Source organism: Microvirga pudoricolor, assembly GCF_016892705.1.
Taxonomy (GTDB): domain Bacteria; phylum Pseudomonadota; class Alphaproteobacteria; order Rhizobiales; family Beijerinckiaceae; genus Microvirga; species Microvirga pudoricolor.
The window spans coordinates 262,876-280,236 of sequence record NZ_JAFEMB010000006.1 but is presented as its reverse complement, the minus strand read 5'-3'; the positions used below and the strand labels follow the sequence as shown (position 1 = coordinate 280,236).

17 protein-coding genes are annotated in these 17,361 nt (G+C 67.5%); 3 read left to right on the top strand and 14 right to left on the bottom strand.

Annotation, left to right across the window (positions count from 1 at the left end; all coding sequences use genetic code 11):
• Positions 1-20 precede the first annotated feature (20 nt).
• Positions 21-1,253, bottom strand: a complete 1,233-nt coding sequence (locus tag ILT42_RS19165) for a peptidoglycan DD-metalloendopeptidase family protein (protein WP_204217489.1) — start codon at positions 1,251-1,253, stop codon at positions 21-23.
• A 314-nt stretch (positions 1,254-1,567) separates the two neighbouring features.
• On the opposite strand from ILT42_RS19165, the gene ILT42_RS19160 reads away from it, so the two are divergent.
• The gene (locus ILT42_RS19160; protein WP_204217488.1) at positions 1,568-3,265 is read left to right on the top strand and encodes a M20/M25/M40 family metallo-hydrolase; all 1,698 of its coding nucleotides are present in this window, start codon (positions 1,568-1,570) and stop codon (positions 3,263-3,265) included.
• 15 nt (positions 3,266-3,280) lie between these two features.
• Positions 3,281-3,976, top strand: coding sequence for an HAD family hydrolase (locus tag ILT42_RS19155; RefSeq protein ID WP_204217487.1), 696 nt, complete (start codon positions 3,281-3,283; stop codon positions 3,974-3,976).
• Between the two features lie 7 nt (positions 3,977-3,983).
• On the opposite strand, the gene ILT42_RS19150 is transcribed toward ILT42_RS19155, so the two are convergent.
• The 13 genes from ILT42_RS19150 to ILT42_RS19090 all read right to left on the bottom strand — a co-directional run bounded on the left by ILT42_RS19150 (position 3,984) and on the right by ILT42_RS19090 (position 16,933).
• Entirely contained in the window at positions 3,984-4,688 is a 705-nt protein-coding gene (locus ILT42_RS19150) for a protein-L-isoaspartate O-methyltransferase family protein (RefSeq protein WP_204217486.1), read from the bottom strand.
• 7 nt (positions 4,689-4,695) lie between these two features.
• Positions 4,696-5,466 (bottom strand): 5'/3'-nucleotidase SurE, encoded by a 771-nt coding sequence (gene surE, locus ILT42_RS19145; RefSeq protein ID WP_204217485.1) that lies wholly within the window; start codon positions 5,464-5,466, stop codon positions 4,696-4,698.
• Position 5,467: 1 nt separating this feature from the next.
• Positions 5,468-6,829 (bottom strand): serine--tRNA ligase, encoded by a 1,362-nt coding sequence (gene serS / locus ILT42_RS19140; RefSeq protein WP_204217484.1) that lies wholly within the window; start codon positions 6,827-6,829, stop codon positions 5,468-5,470.
• 55 nt (positions 6,830-6,884) lie between these two features.
• Complete coding sequence (gene tatC, locus ILT42_RS19135) at positions 6,885-7,685, bottom strand: twin-arginine translocase subunit TatC (protein ID WP_204217483.1); 801 nt, start codon at positions 7,683-7,685, stop codon at positions 6,885-6,887.
• On the bottom strand, positions 7,685-8,236 hold the full coding sequence (gene tatB, locus ILT42_RS19130) for a Sec-independent protein translocase protein TatB (RefSeq protein WP_204217482.1): 552 nt from the start codon (positions 8,234-8,236) through the stop codon (positions 7,685-7,687). Before tatB ends, tatC begins: the two co-directional genes overlap by 1 nt.
• A gap of 75 nt (positions 8,237-8,311) precedes the next feature.
• Complete coding sequence (locus tag ILT42_RS19125; protein ID WP_204217481.1) at positions 8,312-8,557, bottom strand: twin-arginine translocase TatA/TatE family subunit; 246 nt, start codon at positions 8,555-8,557, stop codon at positions 8,312-8,314.
• Between the two features lie 57 nt (positions 8,558-8,614).
• A complete protein-coding gene (locus ILT42_RS19120; RefSeq protein ID WP_204217480.1) occupies positions 8,615-9,727 on the bottom strand; it encodes an ABC transporter ATP-binding protein in 1,113 nt (370 codons plus the stop codon).
• Positions 9,724-10,455 carry an SMC-Scp complex subunit ScpB gene (gene scpB, locus ILT42_RS19115; protein ID WP_204217479.1) on the bottom strand — a complete coding sequence of 244 codons (732 nt, stop codon included), beginning with the start codon at positions 10,453-10,455 and terminating at the stop codon, positions 9,724-9,726. The genes ILT42_RS19120 and scpB overlap by 4 nt, the downstream gene beginning before the upstream one ends.
• 2 nt (positions 10,456-10,457) lie before the next feature.
• Positions 10,458-11,255 carry a segregation and condensation protein A gene (locus ILT42_RS19110; RefSeq protein WP_204217478.1) on the bottom strand — a complete coding sequence of 266 codons (798 nt, stop codon included), beginning with the start codon at positions 11,253-11,255 and terminating at the stop codon, positions 10,458-10,460.
• Between the two features lie 27 nt (positions 11,256-11,282).
• Complete coding sequence (gene nagZ, locus ILT42_RS19105) at positions 11,283-12,302, bottom strand: beta-N-acetylhexosaminidase (protein ID WP_204217477.1); 1,020 nt, start codon at positions 12,300-12,302, stop codon at positions 11,283-11,285.
• 63 nt (positions 12,303-12,365) lie between these two features.
• Positions 12,366-13,796: an SPOR domain-containing protein gene (locus ILT42_RS19100; RefSeq protein WP_204217476.1), complete on the bottom strand. Its 1,431-nt coding sequence runs from the start codon at positions 13,794-13,796 to the stop codon at positions 12,366-12,368.
• A 111-nt stretch (positions 13,797-13,907) separates the two neighbouring features.
• Positions 13,908-15,668 (bottom strand): arginine--tRNA ligase, encoded by a 1,761-nt coding sequence (gene argS / locus ILT42_RS19095; protein ID WP_204217475.1) that lies wholly within the window; start codon positions 15,666-15,668, stop codon positions 13,908-13,910.
• A gap of 56 nt (positions 15,669-15,724) precedes the next feature.
• A complete protein-coding gene (locus ILT42_RS19090; protein WP_204217474.1) occupies positions 15,725-16,933 on the bottom strand; it encodes a deoxyguanosinetriphosphate triphosphohydrolase in 1,209 nt (402 codons plus the stop codon).
• 76 nt (positions 16,934-17,009) lie between these two features.
• Here ILT42_RS19090 and erpA point away from each other — a divergent pair, with 76 nt between their 5' ends.
• Complete coding sequence (gene erpA, locus ILT42_RS19085) at positions 17,010-17,336, top strand: iron-sulfur cluster insertion protein ErpA (protein ID WP_204217473.1); 327 nt, start codon at positions 17,010-17,012, stop codon at positions 17,334-17,336.
• Positions 17,337-17,361 lie beyond the last annotated feature (25 nt).

Sequence of the window (17,361 nt, the reverse complement as noted above, 5' to 3'; positions counted from 1 at the left end):
GCCGGTCAAATTCAGGCCGATCAGCCGCCGAGATGGGGGACGGGATCGACGGGGGTCGAGCCCTTGCGCAGCTCGAAATGAAGCTGGGGCGAGGTGACGTTGCCGGTCTGGCCCGAGGTCGCGATGACCTGGCCCCGCTTGACCGTCTCGCCCCGCTTCACGTTCAGCGAGCCGTTATGAGCGTAGGCGGAGACGAAGCCGTTCTCGTGGCGGATGAGAACGAGATTGCCGTAACCCTTCACCTCGCTGCCGGCGTAAGTCACCGTGCCGGATTCTGCGGCCTTGACCGGCGTGCCTTCCGGCACCGCGATATTGATGCCTTCGTTGCCGCCATTGGCGCCGAACCCGGCGATGACGCGGCCACGGGCAGGCCACCGGAACTCGTCCGCCGAGGCCGCAGCGACGGGAGCGGGCTCGGGAGCCTTCGCGGTCTCAGGCTGGGCGGCCGGGGCCGCGGGCTGGGCCTGAACGGCCGGCTTCACGGGCTGGGGCTGGATGGCCATCTTCTGCGGCTCGAGAGGCCGCGGTGCGCTCACGAGCGGCTCGGGGGAGGCTGAAGCAACCTGGACCTGTGCCGGCTTTTGCGGCTGAGCCACGGGCGCAGGCTTCAAGGGCTGGGCGACCGGGGGGGGTGCGAGGGTCGCAGCAACCGGGGCCGGGGCCATGCCGGGGCGGGTTCTGGTGGCAGGGGCCTGGAGAACCTGGGCGGGCTCGGCCGTCGCCGTCCGGACCGGGGCGGTGGGCTTGCTGCCTTCCACCAAACGGAACTTGGGCTGCGGCTGAGGGGCAGGCTGGGCCGGAACCTGCACCGGCGCGGTGGAGGCGACCCGGGTCGGCGCGGCGGCCGGGCCGGCGGCCCCGTAGACGGGGATCACCACGGTCGTGCCGGGGCGCACCTGAGCCGGGCTGTTCAGTCCGCTCGCGGCCAGGATGGCGTTGGGCGACACGCCGTAGCGCTGGGAGATCGTGTTCAGAGTGTCGTTGCTGCCCACCGTCACCGACGTGCCGCTGGCGCCATGGCCCGAGGAAGGCGCGGGCCCGGAGGCGACGCTCAGAGGTGCCGACTGCACGGGCGGAAGCGCCTGCGACTGGATCGGGGCGGACGGATAGATCGGCGCGCTGGGCTGCGTGGAGGCCGTCGTGTCGGGCTCCTGCACACGCTCGCTTGCCGCGAAGGGATTGGAAAACGGACTTTCCGCAAATCGCATCGTATCGGTGCTGCAGGCCGCTGCAGCACTCCCGATCAAGCTCACAAGAGCGATCCGCGAAACGGCGATTGAAAGCCCAGACAACACAGGCCGACGCATACGAAACCCCAACGCAACTGAACAAGGTGATTAAAAGTCGATTCAGGTTAAGCAAGCGTTGATGGCGCGCGGGTTTGCGGCATTTTCGCGAAAAAATTCTCCGGTTCGCCACAAAGCGCCGGGAGCCTGGGAATCGCGCCGAACGTCATCGCCATGGGGATGCGTGAAACCATCTTCCCCTACGTCATCTTGCGGCCGCCGCTACGATCCTGGAAAGCTAACGGAAAGCGGGAATCGCGCCGGGTGGGGAGGACGAAATCGTGACGGCTTCAGAGACAACCACCCGCGCGGAAGCGATCGCGTCGGAGCGGGCCCGTTCCGCCGACAGAGCCCGCGCCTTTTCGCACATTCTCGTGGAATGGCCGAGCGAAACGGGCTCACCGGACGAAGCCAGCCTTCCCCGCAAGCTGTTGGACCTATTCCGGGAATGGCCCTATTTCCAGGCCCACCCGGATCATCTCGCCTTCGTCGAGAGCCACGGCGACCCGAAAACCGGCAGCGTCGTGGCGCTCGTGCGGGGAAGCGGACGCGAATGCGTCGCGCTATCGGGGCATTTCGACACCGTGACCACGTCCAATTACGGCTCCCTGGCGGCGCTGGCCTGCCGTCCGGGCCCGCTCGCGGCGGAGCTCATCGCACAATTGTCGTCCCTGCCGTCCCGGTCGGCGGAGGAGCAACTCGCTCTCGACGATCTTGCGTCGGGCGCCTTCGTGCCGGGGCGCGGGATGCTCGACATGAAGAGCGGGCTCGCGGCCGGCATGGCCTGCCTCGACCGCTTCGCCCGCCAGGAGGATCGCCGGGGCAACATGCTGTTCATGGCGGTGCCCGACGAGGAGAACCGCTCCCGGGGGATGCGCAGCCTGCGGGACGCTCTGCCGGACCTGGCCCGGCGCTGGGACCTCGACATCCGGTGCGGCATCAACCTCGACGCGACCAGCGACATGGAGGATGGGGCCGAGGGTCGGGTCGTGTATCTCGGCACCGTCGGCAAGGTGATGCCCTTCGCCTTCGTGGTCGGTCGCGCGACACATGCGGGTTATCCGTTGGAGGGCGTCAGCGCCCATCTCATCGGGGCCGAGATCATGAGAGCCGTGGAGGTGAACCCGGACCTGAGCGAAGCCGCCTTCGGCGAGCGCTCGCCGCCCCCGGTCTGCCTCGAAGCCAAGGACCTGCGCACCCATTACGACGTCACCATGCCGGAGCAGACCTGGCTGGCCTTCAATTGGCTGACCTACCGGCGCGGAGCCGACGAGGTGCTGCGCCTGTTCGGGGACCGGGTTCGGGAGGCCCTCGACACGGCTCTCGACGCGGTGGCCGAAAAGGCCCGGCGCCACTACGCGGCGGCTGGAGGACAGGCCCCGGCGCGGCGCGAGAGCCGCATCCTGACCTTGAATGCGTTGAAGCAGGCGGCGATTCGCGTCGGCGGCCCGTCGGCGCAGGACCGTTTTGCGGAGGTGGAGCGCTCCCTGGAGCGCGAGGAGAACCCACTTCTCGTGAGCCGAACGCTCGTGGCGCACCTCGTGGCGGAAGCCCGAATCGTCGGACCCGCGGTCATCGTCGGGCTTGCGAGCCTCTATTACCCGCACACCTATCTCGACCCTGGGGAGCCGGTCCAGCAAGCCTTGCGTGACGTCTTCAAAGAATCGGCGGCCCGTGTGGCGGCGGATCATGGAACGTCGATCAAGTCGCGCGGGTTCTTCGGCGGCATCTGCGACATGAGTTTCTTCGGACATCGACCGGACGAGGCCCGGGCGTCCTTCATCCGGGCGAACACGCCTGCCGCCGCCCACGTGGACAAGGCGCCGGCGGAGGCCTTGGAGTTTCCGTCCGTCAATATTGGCCCCTGGGGCCGGGAGTATCACCAGAAGCACGAGCGGGTTCACGCGGCTTACGCTTTCGAGATCCTGCCGGATCTGCTCTACGATGCGGCGCGGGCCATCCTGGATACCCGCGCCTGACCTTCTGGTGAGACCATGCCGGTCACGATCATTGGCCTCGATGCGGACGACACGCTCTGGCATAACGAATCGATCTTCCGATCCGCCCAGAAGCGGTTCTACGACCTCCTGTCGCCTTATGGTGACGCCGACGCCATCGAGGCGCGGCTGGCGGAAGTCGAGCACCGCAATCTCGGCACATATGGCTACGGGGCCAAGGGCTTCACGCTCTCCATGCTGGAGACGGCCCTCGATGTGAGCAGGGGCGACGTGAGCTCCTCCGCTGTCGGCGAGATCCTGGCGACCGGACGGGAGATGATGAAACATCCGGTCGAGCCCCTGCCCGGCGTGCGGGAAGCGCTGGAGGTTCTGGCCGAGCGCGCCCGACTCGTCCTGATCACGAAGGGAGACCTGTTCCATCAGGAGGCGAAGCTGGCGGCCTCGGGCCTGGGCGACTTCTTCTCAGGCGTGGAGATCGTGAGCGACAAATCCGCGGCGACCTATCATCGGGTCTTCCGCCGCCACGGATCCGATCCGCGCGAGGCCGTCATGGCGGGCAATTCGGTGCGATCCGATATCCTCCCAGCCCTGGAGGCGGGCAGCTACGCGGCCCTGATCCCCTACCCGCTCGTATGGGCGCACGAGGCGGCCGACGCGCCCGCCGGACATCCGCGATTCCGGGAGCTCGAATCTCTCACCCAACTGCCGGTGTGGATCGGCGGCCTCCCGTAGGCAAGGCTCACAGCGTCAGCGCGACTCCTGCGACGAGCGGGGCGATCCGAAGGCCTGCTCCTGCCTCTGTCCGCAACTCCCCGCTTCCATCTCTGTCGATTCGGACCATGCGCGGGGCTCCATCCCCTGACAGGGCTCCCACCAGGCGCCCTCCAGGAGCCAGTTGCGTGGTCAGACATTCCGAAATCTCGGGGACGGCGCCGTTGAGCAGAATGCGGTCGAAGGGCTCCCCTTGGCGCGCCGCGAGGCCGTCTCCCACCTCGATCCTCGCCTGTCCGTTGCCTTCCACGTGCCTCAGATGCTGCGTGGCGCTCTCGGCCAGGGTGCCGAAGCGTTCCAGGGAGAGGACATCCGCTCCGAGTCGGCACAGGAGCGCCGTCACGTAACCGCTCCCCGTCCCGATCTCGAGGACCCGCTGGCCGAGGGAAACCCCCAGGGCGACCAGCATGACGGCGACCGTTCGTGGCGCCGTCATGGTCTGGCCGCAGGCCAGGGGAAGCGCCACGTCGGTGCGGGCGAGGTCCGTGAAGCGGCGGGGCGCGAAGATTTCGCGCGGCACCAGCTCCATGGCCCGCAACGTCGCGGTGTCGCGGATGCCGCGCGCCCTCAAGGACAGCACGAAGGACGCAGCCTCCACGGCTTCTTCCTGAGCGCGGTCGATGTCGTCGAATACCGGGAGGGAGTCGCCTGGGCGGAACGGGTCTCCGGTCATCGCGCCCTCACGCTTCGTCGAAGGCCTGGGCGTAGCGGGTGAGCGTCGGCTCGTCCGTCATGTCGAGCCGCAGGGGCGTCACGGCGATCTGGCGATTCGCCAGCGCCCAGAGATCCGTGCCGTTGCCGGGCGTGAAGGGCTGGCGGGAGAAGGCGATCCAGAAATAGGGAATGCCGCGACCGTCCTCGCGCTGATCCAAGCCCAGAAGCTCCTGGGTCCGCTGGCCCTGGTTGACCACCGCCGTGCCCTGAACCTCGTCCGGCTCGCAGGGCGGGAAGTTCACGTTGACGAGAATACCCTTGTCGATCCCCGCGGCCAGGATCTTGTTGATGATCTTCGGCCCGTGATGCTCGGCGCAGTGCCAGCGCACGTCCCGGCGTCCGCCGGGACCGCCATAGGCCTGCGAGAGCGCAATGGACGGGATGCCGAGGATCGTGCCCTCGATGGCGCCCGCCACCGTGCCCGAATAGCTCACGTCCTCGGCCACGTTCTGGCCGCGATTGACACCCGACAGGACGAGATCGGGCTTGTGGTCCTTGAGCAGGTGGCGCACGCCCATGATCACGCAATCCGTGGGCGTTCCCTGCACGGCGTAGCGCCTCTCGGAGACCTCGCGCAGGCGCAAGGGGTCGCTCAGCGACAGGGAGTGCGCCACGCCGCTCTGGTCCGTCTCCGGAGCCACGATCCACACATCATCTGAGAGTGCCCGGGCAATGGCTTCCAGGGTGTTCAATCCCGGCGCGTGGATGCCGTCGTCGTTGGTGCAGAGGATGCGCATGTCAGGCCTGACGTTCGATACGGGTAAGACCGCCCATATAGGGCTGAAGAACCGACGGGACCGAGACGCTGCCGTCCTCGTTCTGGTAGTTTTCCAGGACCGCCACGAGGGTACGCCCCACCGCGAGGCCCGAGCCGTTCAGCGTGTGGACGAAGCGCGGCTGCTTCTCGCCTGCGGCCCGGTAGCGGGCGTTCATGCGACGCGCCTGGAAGTCGCCGCAGACCGAGCAGCTCGAAATCTCCCGGTACATCCCCTGCCCCGGCAGCCAGACCTCGATGTCGTAGGTCTTGGTCGAGGAAAAGCCCATGTCGCCGGTGCACAGCGTGAGGGTGCGGAACGGCAGGTCGAGCTTTTTCAGCACGGCCTCGGCGCTGGTGAGCATGCGCTCATGCTCGTCCGCCGAGGTGTCCGGCGCGGTGATCGAGACCAACTCGCACTTCACGAACTGGTGCTGGCGGATCATGCCCCGCGTATCGCGCCCGGCGGAGCCTGCCTCTGCACGGAAGGAGGGGGTGAGCGCCGTGAAGCGCAGGGGCAATTCCTCCTCCGACAGGATGAGTTCACGCACTAGGTTGGTGAGCGTCACCTCGGCGGTGGGGATCATCCCATAGCGGGAATCTTTGATCGCCTTCTGAAGCTCATCCCGGCTCGCACCGCCCTGTGCGGACGACAGGATGTCTTCGAGAGCCGAGCCCGGAAAAGCCCAGAACTGGTCGAACTCGAACTTCGGCAGCTGCGCCGTGCCGTACATGGCATCGTCCCTCACCAGGAGCGGCGGGCTCACCTCCGTATAGCCGTGCTCGTTGGTGTGCAGGTCGATCATGAACTGTCCGAGCGCCCGCTCCAGGCGAGCAAGACCACCCTTGAGCACCACGAAGCGCGAGCCCGAGAGCTTCGCGGCGGTCTCGAAATCCATGAGGCCGAGGTCTTCGCCGATCTCGAAATGCTGTTTGGCGACGGTGAGGTTCTTCGGGTTGCCGGAGCGATGGCGCTCCACGTTCCCGGCCTCGTCGGCGCCGACGGGAACATCCGGCTTGGGGATGTTCGGCAGGGAGGCCAGCAGCGTGTCGAGGGCTTGGCCCGCCTCGCGCTCCTCCTGCTCCAAGGCCGGCACGCTCTCCTTGAGGCGAGCAACCTCCGCCATTAGCTCCCCTGCCCGCGCCTCGTCCTTCTTGGCCTTGGCTTGGCCGATCTCCTTCGAACGGCTGTTGCGCAGCTCAAGGGCGCTCTGGAGGGCGGAAACGGCGGCTTTCCGGCGGTCGTCGAGGGCGATCAGGCGCTCGGACAACGGCTCCATGCCCCGCTTCTGGAGGCCCTGATCGAAAGCCGCGGGATTCTCGCGGATGGCGCGGATGTCATGCATGGGAAAACCGACCGTGATAAACGCCGAAAAGGTGTCGCGGCCGGTTCGGGAGACCCTAGCCTGCCGCCGCGCGCGCGGCATCGGCCTCCGCACGCTTCCGCTCCACCATGCGGACGGAGAGGATGGACGCCTCGTAAAGAAGCAGGGTGGGGACCGCAAGGGCGAACTGGCTGATCACGTCCGGGGGCGTGAGCACCGCCGCCACGATGAACACGAACACGATCGCATACTTGCGCTTAGCCTTGAGGAAATCGGAATCGATGATCCCTGCCCGCGCCAGAAGGGTGAGCGCGACGGGCAGCTGGAAGCAGATGCCGAACGCGAAGATCAGGGTCATGATCAGCGACAGGTACTCACTGACCTTGGGCATGAAAGCGATGCCGGGCGTCGATTCCGTGGCGAGCTGCTGCATGCCGACCGAGAATCGCATCAGGAGCGGCATGGCCATGAAATAGACCACGGCCGCGCCGAGCGCGAAAAGAACCGGGGTCGCGATCAGATAGGGCAGGAAGGCCCGACGTTCGTTCTTGTAGAGGCCGGGAGCCACGAACTTGTAGATCTCGTTGGCGATGACCGGGAAGGCCAGGAAGCCCGCGCCGAAGGCCGCCACCTGGATCTGCGTGAACAGATATTCCAGGCCGTGGGTATAGATGAGGTGCGCGTTCTCGGCCGAGCCGACCGCCACCACATAGGGCCATACCAGCGCATTGTAGATGTACTTGGCGCCCGCGAAGCACACGAAGAACATCAGCACGAACGCCACCAGCGCCCGGATCAGGCGCGAGCGCAACTCGATGAGATGGGAAATCAGGGGCGCGCGCGATGCCTCGACCTCATCCTCGACTTCGGTGGTCATCAGGCTTTCGCGTCCGGTTTGGCGGTGGAATGATCGGGGGCGGTGGTCGTCTCTGCGGCCGCCGCCGCGGCCCGCTCCTCGGCAGCCCTGGCGTCGGCCTCCTGACGCAGGGTTGCGGCGATGGACTCGGCCGGATCGACGATCGGCGGCACGGCCGGCACCACCAGGTCGATCGGCGGCTCGATGGGCGCCACCGGACCGGCCTCTCCCCGTCCCTGAGCCATCGCGTCGGAGACGGTCTCTGTCGCGGATTTCTCCGGCGCCGTGACCGGAGCCTCGATGGAGCCCTTGATCTCGTTGCGGATCGTCTGGATGGGGTTGAAGCCCTTGGCCACGTCGTTGTTCATGCCTTGAAGCTGCTGCTTGACCTCGTCGAGCTCGGCCTCCCGCATGGCCTCGTTGAACTGGCCTTGGAACTCCGCCGCCATGCGGCGGATCTTGCCCGTCACGTTGCCGACGGTGCGCAGGGCTTTCGGCAGGTCTTTGGGGCCGATGACGATCAGCGCCACGGCACCGATCACCATGATTTCACCCCAGCTCATGTCCAACATGGCGCGGCCTCGGACCCACCTTCGATACACTTACGCGAAAACCGCCCACCGGGGTGGGCGGCCGAACTGACGGGCTCAGCCGACCTTGCGGTCGCTGGTGGCCGGGGCCGGATTGTTCGCGATGGTCTGATGGTCGATCGTGCGCACAGGCTCGGACGGCGGAACCGGCGTGGCCGGGGTCTCGTCCTCGTTCATGCCCTTCTTGAAGGCTTTGATGCCCTTCGCGACGTCGCCCATCATGTCGGAGATCTTGCCGCGCCCGAAGAGCAGGACAACGATCAGACCGACGACGATCCAGTGCCAAATGCTAGCGCCACCCATGGCGTTCCTCCTGCGCCTCCGAGGGCGCGGTGTGAGATTCCGAAACTCGCCGCCAACCTAAGGACCGGACGCGGCGAAAACAAGGACATCCTTTAGGTCAATCGCGATCCCGACATCTTGGCCGACGCGAGCCTGCACGGGATCGTGAACCCGTGCCTGCAGGGGAGACTCGATATTAGGAACGTCGACCTGCACCAACTCGACCTCCCCCAGGAAACGCCGCGACAAAAGGCGCCCCGGCAGCCCTGCGCCGGGAGGCGTGAGCCGGATGCCCTGCGGGCGCAGGCACACGATGGCGTCCGAGCCCTCGGGCAGATGGGGCGCCGGGAAGGCGCCGAGCGGACACAGCGCCTGCCCGTTCGACACCGTCGCCGGCAATTCGTTGAAATCGCAGAAGAAACGCGCCGCGAACAGGTCTTTTGGCCGGAGGTACAGGTCTTCGGCCGTCCCCTGCTGGACGATCCGGCCCTGACGCATCAGCACGATCCGGTCGGCGATCCGCATGGCCTCCTCCGGGTCGTGGGTCACGACGATGGTGGTGGCGCGGGTCTCGCGCAGGATGGCCACCGTCTCGTCCCGGATCGCGTCGCGCATGCGCCGGTCGAGGTTCGAGAACGGCTCGTCCATGAGCAGGATGCCGGGCCTGGGCGCAATGGACCGGGCTAGCGCTACGCGCTGCTGCTCGCCTCCCGAGAGCGTATGGGGATAGGTCTTCGCGTAGTGGTCGAGTCCCACGCGAGACAAGGCTCGCCGCGCCGAGGCCTCCGCATCCCGTGCGGGCAGGTCTTTCAGGCCGAACATAACGTTCTGCAGGACGGTGAGGTGCGGGAACAGGGCATAGTCCTGGAACATGAGGCCGATGCCCCGGTTCTCGGGCTGCAGAAAGGCGGAGGGGCCCGATGCCTCCAGGGTATCGATGAGCACGCGGCCCGAGGTCGGCGCCTCCACCCCCGCCGCGATCCGCAGCAGCGTGGTCTTGCCGCAGCCGGAATGGCCGAGCAGGCATACCAGCTCGCCCGGCTCGACGGTGAGGCTCACGTCCTGCAGGGCGTTGAGCGGCCCATAGGTCTGGACGACATTCTCGAAGGTCAATCGGGCCGCGATCGAGGCGCCGGCCGTGCCGCGCGTGCCCCACCGCAGGAATCCCGCCCGGCTCTGGGCGGCGCTCACGGCTCGGGTTCTCCCTCGCTCTCGATCACGAGAGGCTGGAACAGCTCGTCGCCGTCCAGGGGATCTTCGTCGGGCTGGAGTGTGTCGCTGTCGGTCGGCACCGGCACGGACAGCCCGGACGGAACGCGGCCTTCGATGAAGCCAGCTCCCTTCAATTCCTCCAGCCCCGGCAGATCCTCGATCACGTCGAGGCCGAAATGCTCGAGGAAATGAGGGGTGGTCCCGTAGGTTACAGGGCGGCCCGGCACCCGGCGCCGGCCGCGCAGGCGGATCCAGCCCGTTTCCATGAGGAGGTCGAGGGTGCCCTTCGATGTCGCGACGCCCCGGATCTCTTCGATCTCGGCGCGCGTCACGGGCTGGTGATAGGCCACGATCGCCAGGGTCTCCATGGCGGCGCGGGAGAGCTTGCGCTGTTCGACCACGTCCCGGGCCAGCACGAAGGAGAGGTCGCTCGCGGTCCGGAAGGTCCACTTGCCCGCGACCCGCACCAGATTGACCCCTCGCCCGGCATAGAACCCGGAGAGGTCCTGAAGGATCCCCTCGATGTCGGCCCCCTCGGGCACCCGGCCGGTCAGATCCTCGACGCCCAGGGGCGTCGCGGAGGCGAAGAGAAGGGCCTCCACCACCCGCATGGCCTCGTCGCGGTCCGGCCCCGCCCCGGAATTGTCCGTCGGCTCATCGTCGAAGCCGGGATCGTTCTCCGCATCGCGTTGGGTGTTCTGGCTCATGATCAGGCCTCAGCCTCGGCCGCTTCCGGCGTCTTGACCCACAGGGGCGCAAAGGCCTCATCCTGGCGCAGGAACAGCTTCCCCTCGCGCACCATCTCCAGGGTCGCCGAGAAAGCGGAGGCCAGCACCGTCGGGCGCATGGACGGCTCGACCATGTAGTCGATCAGATAGCTCTCCAGGGACACCCAGTCGGACAAGTGCCCGACCAGCCGCTCCAGGGCCTCGCGGGCGTCCACGAGGGACCACACGTGGCGCTTGTGCAGGGTGACCTGCGAATTGAACTGCTTCTGGCGCTGGCGAGCATAGGCGGAGAGCAGATCGTAGAGCGTGGCGTCGAAATGGGTGTCCTTGCGGACCAGAACGGGCTCCGGGGCGCCACGCGCGAAAACGTTGCGGCCGAGCCAGTCCCGTTCGCCGAGCTTCCTGGCCGCCTCGCGGATCGCCTCCAGGCGGCGCAGGCGCAGGGCAAGGGCGGTGGCGAGGTCCGAGGCGCTGGGCTCCTCGCCCTTGGGCGGCTCGGGCAGAAGGAGCCTGGACTTCAGATAAGCGAGCCAAGCTGCCATAACGAGGTAATCGGCCGCCAGCTCCAGGCGCATGCGGCGGGCTTCCTCGATGAAGACGAGATATTGCTCGGCCAGAGCCAGGATGGAGATCCGGGCCAAGTCGACCTTCTGGCGCCGCGCCAGCTCCAGGAGCAGGTCAAGAGGCCCCTCGAAGCCATCCACGTCCACGCGCAGCAGCGGCTCGCCCTCGGCCCGCTCCGCGACCTCCATTTCATCGAAAGGGTTTGCCTGTGCCATGGTCCGATCGTGCCCCGAGGCCCTACCTTAGGCGACCGCGCTCGCGGCGGCATCGAGCCTCGCGCGGGCATCCACAGGATCGAGGGGCTCCGGTTCGTGGCCGATGCGGCGGAGCGCGGACTCCGCCCGGCGCCGGGCGGAGTCCGCCAGCTCAGGAGCGGCCTCGGCCACGGGCGCCATCTCGTCCAGCCTGCCGTTGCAATGAAGAAGCATGTCGCAGCCTGCCCGGATCGCCGCCTCGGCGCGGTCCCGGAAGGTGCCGCTCAGGGCCTGCATGGACAGGTCGTCCGTCATGAGGAGACCGTCGAAGCCGATCCTGCTCCGGATCACGTCCTGAACGACGCGGGCCGATGTGGTGGCCGGGTTGTCGGGGTCCAGGGCCGTGTAGACCACGTGGGCGCTCATGGCGAGGGGCATGTCCGCGAGGATGCGGAAAGGCTTGAAGTCGCGGCTTTCCAGCTCATCCATCGACGCATCCACGACGGGAAGCGACAGGTGACTGTCCACGCCGGCGCGGCCGTGACCTGGAACGTGTTTGATCACCGGCAGGACCCCGCCGGCCAGGAGCCCTTCGGCGGCGGCGCGGCCCAGAACAGCGACCTTGTCGGGTTCGCGGGCGTAGGCACGGTCGCCGATGACGTCGTGGGCGCCCTCGACCGGCACGTCGAGAACGGGCAGGCAATCCACGTTGATGCCCACGGACAGGAGATCGTGGGCGATGAGGCGCGCGCCCAAGCGGGCGATTTCGCGCTGCGCGACGGGATCTTCGGCATGAAGGCGGCCATACGTCCGGCCGGACGGATACTTTGGCCAATGCGGCGGCCCCATCCGCTGGACCCGCCCGCCCTCCTGGTCGATCAGGATCGGCGCGTCGGCCCGGCCGACCGTCTCACGCAAGGCGTCGCACAGCGCCCGGACCTGAGCCGGGTTGTCGATATTCCGCCTGAACAGAATGAAGCCCCACGGCAGCGCCTCCCGGAAGAAGGCACGTTCCTGCGGGGTCAGTTCGAGGCCGGAGCAGCCAGCAATAAAGGCGCGGGTGGTCATGCCCGCGCCTTACGTCCCCGGTCGAGCCGGGTCAAGAAGTCTCGCCCGTCGTGGTGAAGGGCCTCAATTCTTGGCCACGAAGCACTGGGCTCCATCGCCCTGCAGCTTGGAGCACAGGCTGGAGGCATCGTCCCGCGACATCGGTCCGACCCGGACGCGATAGATCGTGGAGCCGTTCACCTCGGCCTTGCGGATCAGCGCCGGCTGACCCTGCAGATTGGCATATTTGGACTGGAACTGGCTGAAGGCCTTCTGGGCGTCGCCCTCCGAGGAGCGGACGCCAAGCTGGACCGAGAAGCCGCCAACGGCGGCCGGGGCGGTCTCGGCCGGAGCGACCGGCTGGATCGAAGCCACGCGCTGCGGCGAAGTGCCGCTCGGGGTCGCGGGCGCCGCGACAGGCTTGGAGGCCGCCGCCGGAGCCGCGGGCGTCGAGGCGGCCGGCTGAGCCGCCGAAGCCGTCTGGATCGTCGGAGGCGCGGGCTGGGCGGAGGTCGGCATCGTCATGGCCGGCGGAGGCGGAACCGCCGCCGAGCGCGGGGCCTGAGGGGGCGAACCGGCGGCCGGGGCATTGTCCAGGCCGGCGACCGTGCCGTCCGGGCGGATGGAGACCGTGCGCACCTTCTTGGGCTCGCCAAGGTTGAGGGAGTTGGCCGCATGTGGCTGGGCGCCGCCCGTGGCCCCGGTCGCGACCGGGGACGTGCCGGCCGAGGCGATCCGGGTCGCCTCCTTGACGTCGACCGGCTGCTCCTCGCGATTGACGACCTTGGTCTCCGCCGTCTGCTTGGCGCGCTCGTAGATCTGCTTGTTCTGGTTCGGGATCTCGACGCCGCCGGGATTGTCCGGCTGGACCTTGGTGGGTTCGGCCGAGGCCTTGATCAACGGGGGCTCGCCGCTCGCGATCATGGCGGACGAACCCGTGGCGTACCAGGCGGCTCCGCCGCCGATCACGGCCGCCGCGACGACGGCGCTGACGGCCATCAGGCCCTTGCGAGACCGGCGTGGCTCGAGGGCCCGCACGTCTCCCTCATCCGCGTAGGCGGAATGGTCGGGCTCGGGCTCGGCGTAGTAGCCCTGCTCGTAACCGGCGTGCTCGTCGTAGGCGGCGTGGGAATGAGCGGCGGCCTGGGGCTGCTGGTAGGCATAGGCCTGGGGTGTGTGGGTCTGGGGGACCTGCCCGTAATCGTCAAGGTCGTAGGCCTGGTGCTGATCGACATGGGCCCGCAATTCCTGGGCCGGAGCGCGCGGAGCCGGAATCTCGGATGCCCGGTACAGATCGTCGAGATCGTGGGCCTGGCGGCGGTCCTGCGGCCGGGGCTGACGGTCTCCCGCCAGGAGCGACTGGAAGGGGTCGTCCTGGCCGACGATGCGGGCCAGTTCGGCCAGCGGATCGTTCCGCGTCGACGGCGCGGCATGGGGGGCGGCTTGCGCGGAGGCGAGCTGCCGTTCGATCTCGTTGAGATCGACTGCAATACGGGGCTTCACTGATTCGCTCATGGCGCCGGACCTCCGGGTTACGCAGCGCAGGCTCTCGCCTGCGCGAACACGACGCTACGGAACCACCACCCCGGCCTTTCTCCCAAACCTTTGGTTTGCTTCGGAAAAAAGCTAGCGCATCTCGTCAGGTGCCGTGACGCCTAAAATGGAGAGACCCGCGTCCAGAACGCCCTTCAGGGCATGGACCAACGCGAGCCTCGCGTGTGTTGAATCTTCATTAGTTTGATTAACAAAGCGTAATTGAGGCAAGTCTTTGCCCTTGTTCCATAAAGAATGGAACGATGACGCAAGGTCATAGAGGTAGAATGCGACCCTGTGAGGCTCGTGTGCTTCCGCGGCTGCTTCCACCAGCCTCGGAAATTGCGCGATTCGCTGGATCAGGTCCGCTTCCGCCTCGTCCGAGAGCAGGGCCAGATCCGCCCGGACGAGCCGGTCGGCCGAAAATGTCGCACCCGGGAAGGCCTCGGCGGCCTGGCGGAGCACCGAGGCGCAGCGGGCCCGGGCGTACTGGACGTAGAAGACGGGATTGTCCTTGGATTGCTCCACCACCTTGGCGAGATCGAAATCCAGGGTCGCGTCGTTCTTGCGGTAGAGCATCATGAAGCGCACCGCGTCCCGGCCCACCTCGTCCACCACCTCCCGCAGGGTCACGAAATCCCCTGCCCGCTTGGACATCTTCACGGGCTCGCCGCCGCGCAGGAGCTTCACGAGCTGACAGAGCTTGACGTCGAGATCGCCCTGGCCGTCCGTCACCGCCTTGACGGCCGCCTGCATGCGCTTGACGTAGCCGCCATGGTCGGCGCCCCACACGTCGATCATGGTCGGGAAACCCCGCTCGAACTTGGAGCGGTGATAGGCGATGTCCGAGGCAAAATAGGTGAACGAGCCGTCCGACTTGAGGAGCGGGCGGTCGACCTCGTCCCCGAAGGCCGTGGCGCGGAAGAGCAGCTGCTCGCGGTCTTCCCAGTCGTCGTCCTTCTGGCCCTTGGGGGGCGGCAGGCGGCCCATATAGACCAAGTCCCGCGCGCGAAGGCCCTCGATCGTCCGGGCGACTTCCCCACCGTTGTCCTGCTGGAGGGACTTTTCCGAGAAGAAGACGTCATGGTGAATGTCGAGGGCCGCGAGATCCTCGCGGATCATGTCCATCATGGCGTCGATGGCGACCTGCCGGACGACCGGCAGCCAGAGATCCTCGGACTGGCCGAGCAGGGCCTCGCCGTGCTCCCGGGCGAGGCGCTCGCCGACGGGCTTCAGGTAATCGCCCGGGTAAAGCCCGTCCGGGATCGCGCCGATCTCCTGTCCCAAGGCCTCCCGGTAGCGAAGGAAAGCCGAGCGCGCCAGGACGTCGACCTGAGCGCCCGCATCGTTGATGTAATATTCCCGCGTGACCGCGTAGCCGGCGAAATCCAGCAGAGCCGCCAGAGCGTCGCCGAAGACGGCGCCGCGACCGTGGCCCACATGCATGGGGCCGGTGGGGTTCGCGGAAACGAATTCCACGTTGACGGGCCGGCCCGCGCCCTGCCCGCTGCGGCCGAAGCCGCCCGTATCCCCGATGGCGGCGCGAACGACCTCGTGGAAAACCTCCGGCGCGAGGGTCATGTTGATGAAGCCCGGCCCCGCGACCTCGACCTTGGTCACGCGCGGATCCTCGCGCAGGTCGGCCACGAGAAGGTCGGCCAGGGCGCGCGGGTTCATGCGCGCCTCCTTGGCCAGGACCATGGCCGCATTGGTGGCGAGATGGCCGTGGGAGGGGTCGCGCGGCGGCTCGACCACCACCCGGCTCACGTTGAGCCCGGATGGAATCTGCCCGGCCTCGGCCATGCGGCCGAGCGCATCCGCCACACGCTTCTCAAACAAGCCAAAGATGTTCATGAACCTATCTCGTCTGGACCCCGCCCGCCGGGGCGGCGCTCGAAAGCTGGCTGCGCCTAGCGCAGGTCGGGGGTTACGTCAAACAGGCGGCGGTGCTCCTGCTGGGCGTAGCGGTCGGTCATGCCGGCGATGTAATCCGCCACGCGCCGCGCCAACCGCGCCTCGTCGAGGGTTTCCAGCCCCGACTGCCATTCCAGGGGCATGGAGCGGGGGTCGCCGGTGAAGCGCCGGAACAGGTCCCGCAGGATCGCGTCCGCCTGGCGCCGCACCGCCATCACCTTCGGGTGCCGGTACATGTGCGGGTAGAGGAACCGCTTGACCGACGCGTCCGCCTCCCGCATGGCGTCGGAAAAGCACACCATCGCGTCCGGAGCATTCCGGACGGCGTCCGCGCTGGCCGGACTCGCGGCGGCGAGCCGCCGCTCGCCTTCGGCCACCACATCCTCCACGAAACGGGTGATGACCCGGCGGGTCAGCTCGTGGATGCGCCGGGACAACTCGAGGCCCGGATACAACCCGTCGATCTCGTCCAGCAGCGCGTTCAGGAACGGCACCTGCCGCAGTTCCTCGATAGTGAAGAGCCCGGCCCGAAGCCCGTCGTCGATATCGTGGGCGTCGTAGGCGATGTCGTCCGCGATGGCGGCCGCCTGGGCCTCGCCGCTCGCATGAGTGTCCAGGCCCAGGTCCTGGACGGCATTATACTCGAAGATCGCCAGCGGGATGCCCCGCTCGGCATAGCGCAGGGTGGGCCGCCCCTCCCGGTCCAGGAGCGGCCCGTTGTGCTTGACCAGCCCCTCGAGGGTCTCCCAGGCGAGGTTGAGGCCGTCATAGGCGGCGTAGCGGGTCTCGAGGCGGGTGACGATCCGCAGCGCCTGGGCGTTGTGATCGAACCCCCCATAGGCCCTCATGCAATCGTCCAGCGCGTCCTCTCCGGTATGGCCGAAGGGCGTGTGGCCGAGGTCGTGGGACAGGGCCAGCGCCTCCGCGAGATCCTCGTCGAGACCGAGGGACCGGGCCAGGGCGCGGGCGATCTGGCTCACCTCGATGGTGTGGGTCAGCCGGGTCCTGAAGTGATCGCCCTCGTGGTAGACGAAAACCTGCGTCTTGTGCTTCAGGCGCCGGAAGGCCGAGGAATGGATGATCCGGTCCCGGTCGCGCTGAAATTCGCTGCGGGTCGGCGACACCGCCTCGGGGTAGAGCCGTCCCCGGCTCGCCCAGGGGTCGCAGGCATAGGGGGCTCGCCATCTCTCGCCAAAGGGCCGCACGCCTGTTCCTCGGGTTGAAGCCGCGTCCTTGCGGCATTACCTTGGAGATAGAGCTTGTCCAAGGCCGGATCCACGCATGTCCACGATTATCCTGACCGAACGCGCCGCCCGTCGCATCAACGAGATCATGACGTCCGAAGCCGAGGGGTCGATGCTGAGAATCAGCGTCAACGGCGGCGGATGCTCGGGATTCCAATACGCGTTCGACGTCGAGAAAACCCAGCAGGACGAAGACCTTCGCATCGAGAAGGACGGGGCCTCCGTGCTGATTGACGAGGTTTCGGTCCAGTACATGGACGGAGCCGTGATCGACTTCGTGGACGACCTGATGGGCCAATCCTTCAAGATCGAGAACCCGCTGGCGACGGCGGCCTGTGGCTGCGGAACATCATTCTCCCTGTAAAAGCGCCCGGCAGGTCTTTCCGGCA

Excerpts from the sequence above, each read along its gene's own strand:
- tatB (WP_204217482.1), bottom strand. The coding sequence starts at position 8,236 with ATGTTGGACATGAGCTGGGGTGAAATCATGGTGATCGGTGCCGTGGCG.
- ILT42_RS19125 (WP_204217481.1), bottom strand. The coding sequence starts at position 8,557 with ATGGGTGGCGCTAGCATTTGGCACTGGATCGTCGTCGGTCTGATCGTT.
- argS (WP_204217475.1), bottom strand. The coding sequence starts at position 15,668 with ATGAACATCTTTGGCTTGTTTGAGAAGCGTGTGGCGGATGCGCTCGGC.
- nagZ (WP_204217477.1), bottom strand. The coding sequence starts at position 12,302 with ATGACCACCCGCGCCTTTATTGCTGGCTGCTCCGGCCTCGAACTGACC.
- scpB (WP_204217479.1), bottom strand. The coding sequence starts at position 10,455 with ATGAGCCAGAACACCCAACGCGATGCGGAGAACGATCCCGGCTTCGAC.
- ILT42_RS19155 (WP_204217487.1), top strand. The coding sequence starts at position 3,281 with ATGCCGGTCACGATCATTGGCCTCGATGCGGACGACACGCTCTGGCAT.
- ILT42_RS19110 (WP_204217478.1), bottom strand. The coding sequence starts at position 11,255 with ATGGCACAGGCAAACCCTTTCGATGAAATGGAGGTCGCGGAGCGGGCC.
- surE (WP_204217485.1), bottom strand. The coding sequence starts at position 5,466 with ATGCGCATCCTCTGCACCAACGACGACGGCATCCACGCGCCGGGATTG.
- erpA (WP_204217473.1), top strand. The coding sequence starts at position 17,010 with ATGTCCACGATTATCCTGACCGAACGCGCCGCCCGTCGCATCAACGAG.
- ILT42_RS19100 (WP_204217476.1), bottom strand. The coding sequence starts at position 13,796 with ATGAGCGAATCAGTGAAGCCCCGTATTGCAGTCGATCTCAACGAGATC.
- ILT42_RS19150 (WP_204217486.1), bottom strand. The coding sequence starts at position 4,688 with ATGACCGGAGACCCGTTCCGCCCAGGCGACTCCCTCCCGGTATTCGAC.
- serS (WP_204217484.1), bottom strand. The coding sequence starts at position 6,829 with ATGCATGACATCCGCGCCATCCGCGAGAATCCCGCGGCTTTCGATCAG.
- tatC (WP_204217483.1), bottom strand. The coding sequence starts at position 7,685 with ATGACCACCGAAGTCGAGGATGAGGTCGAGGCATCGCGCGCGCCCCTG.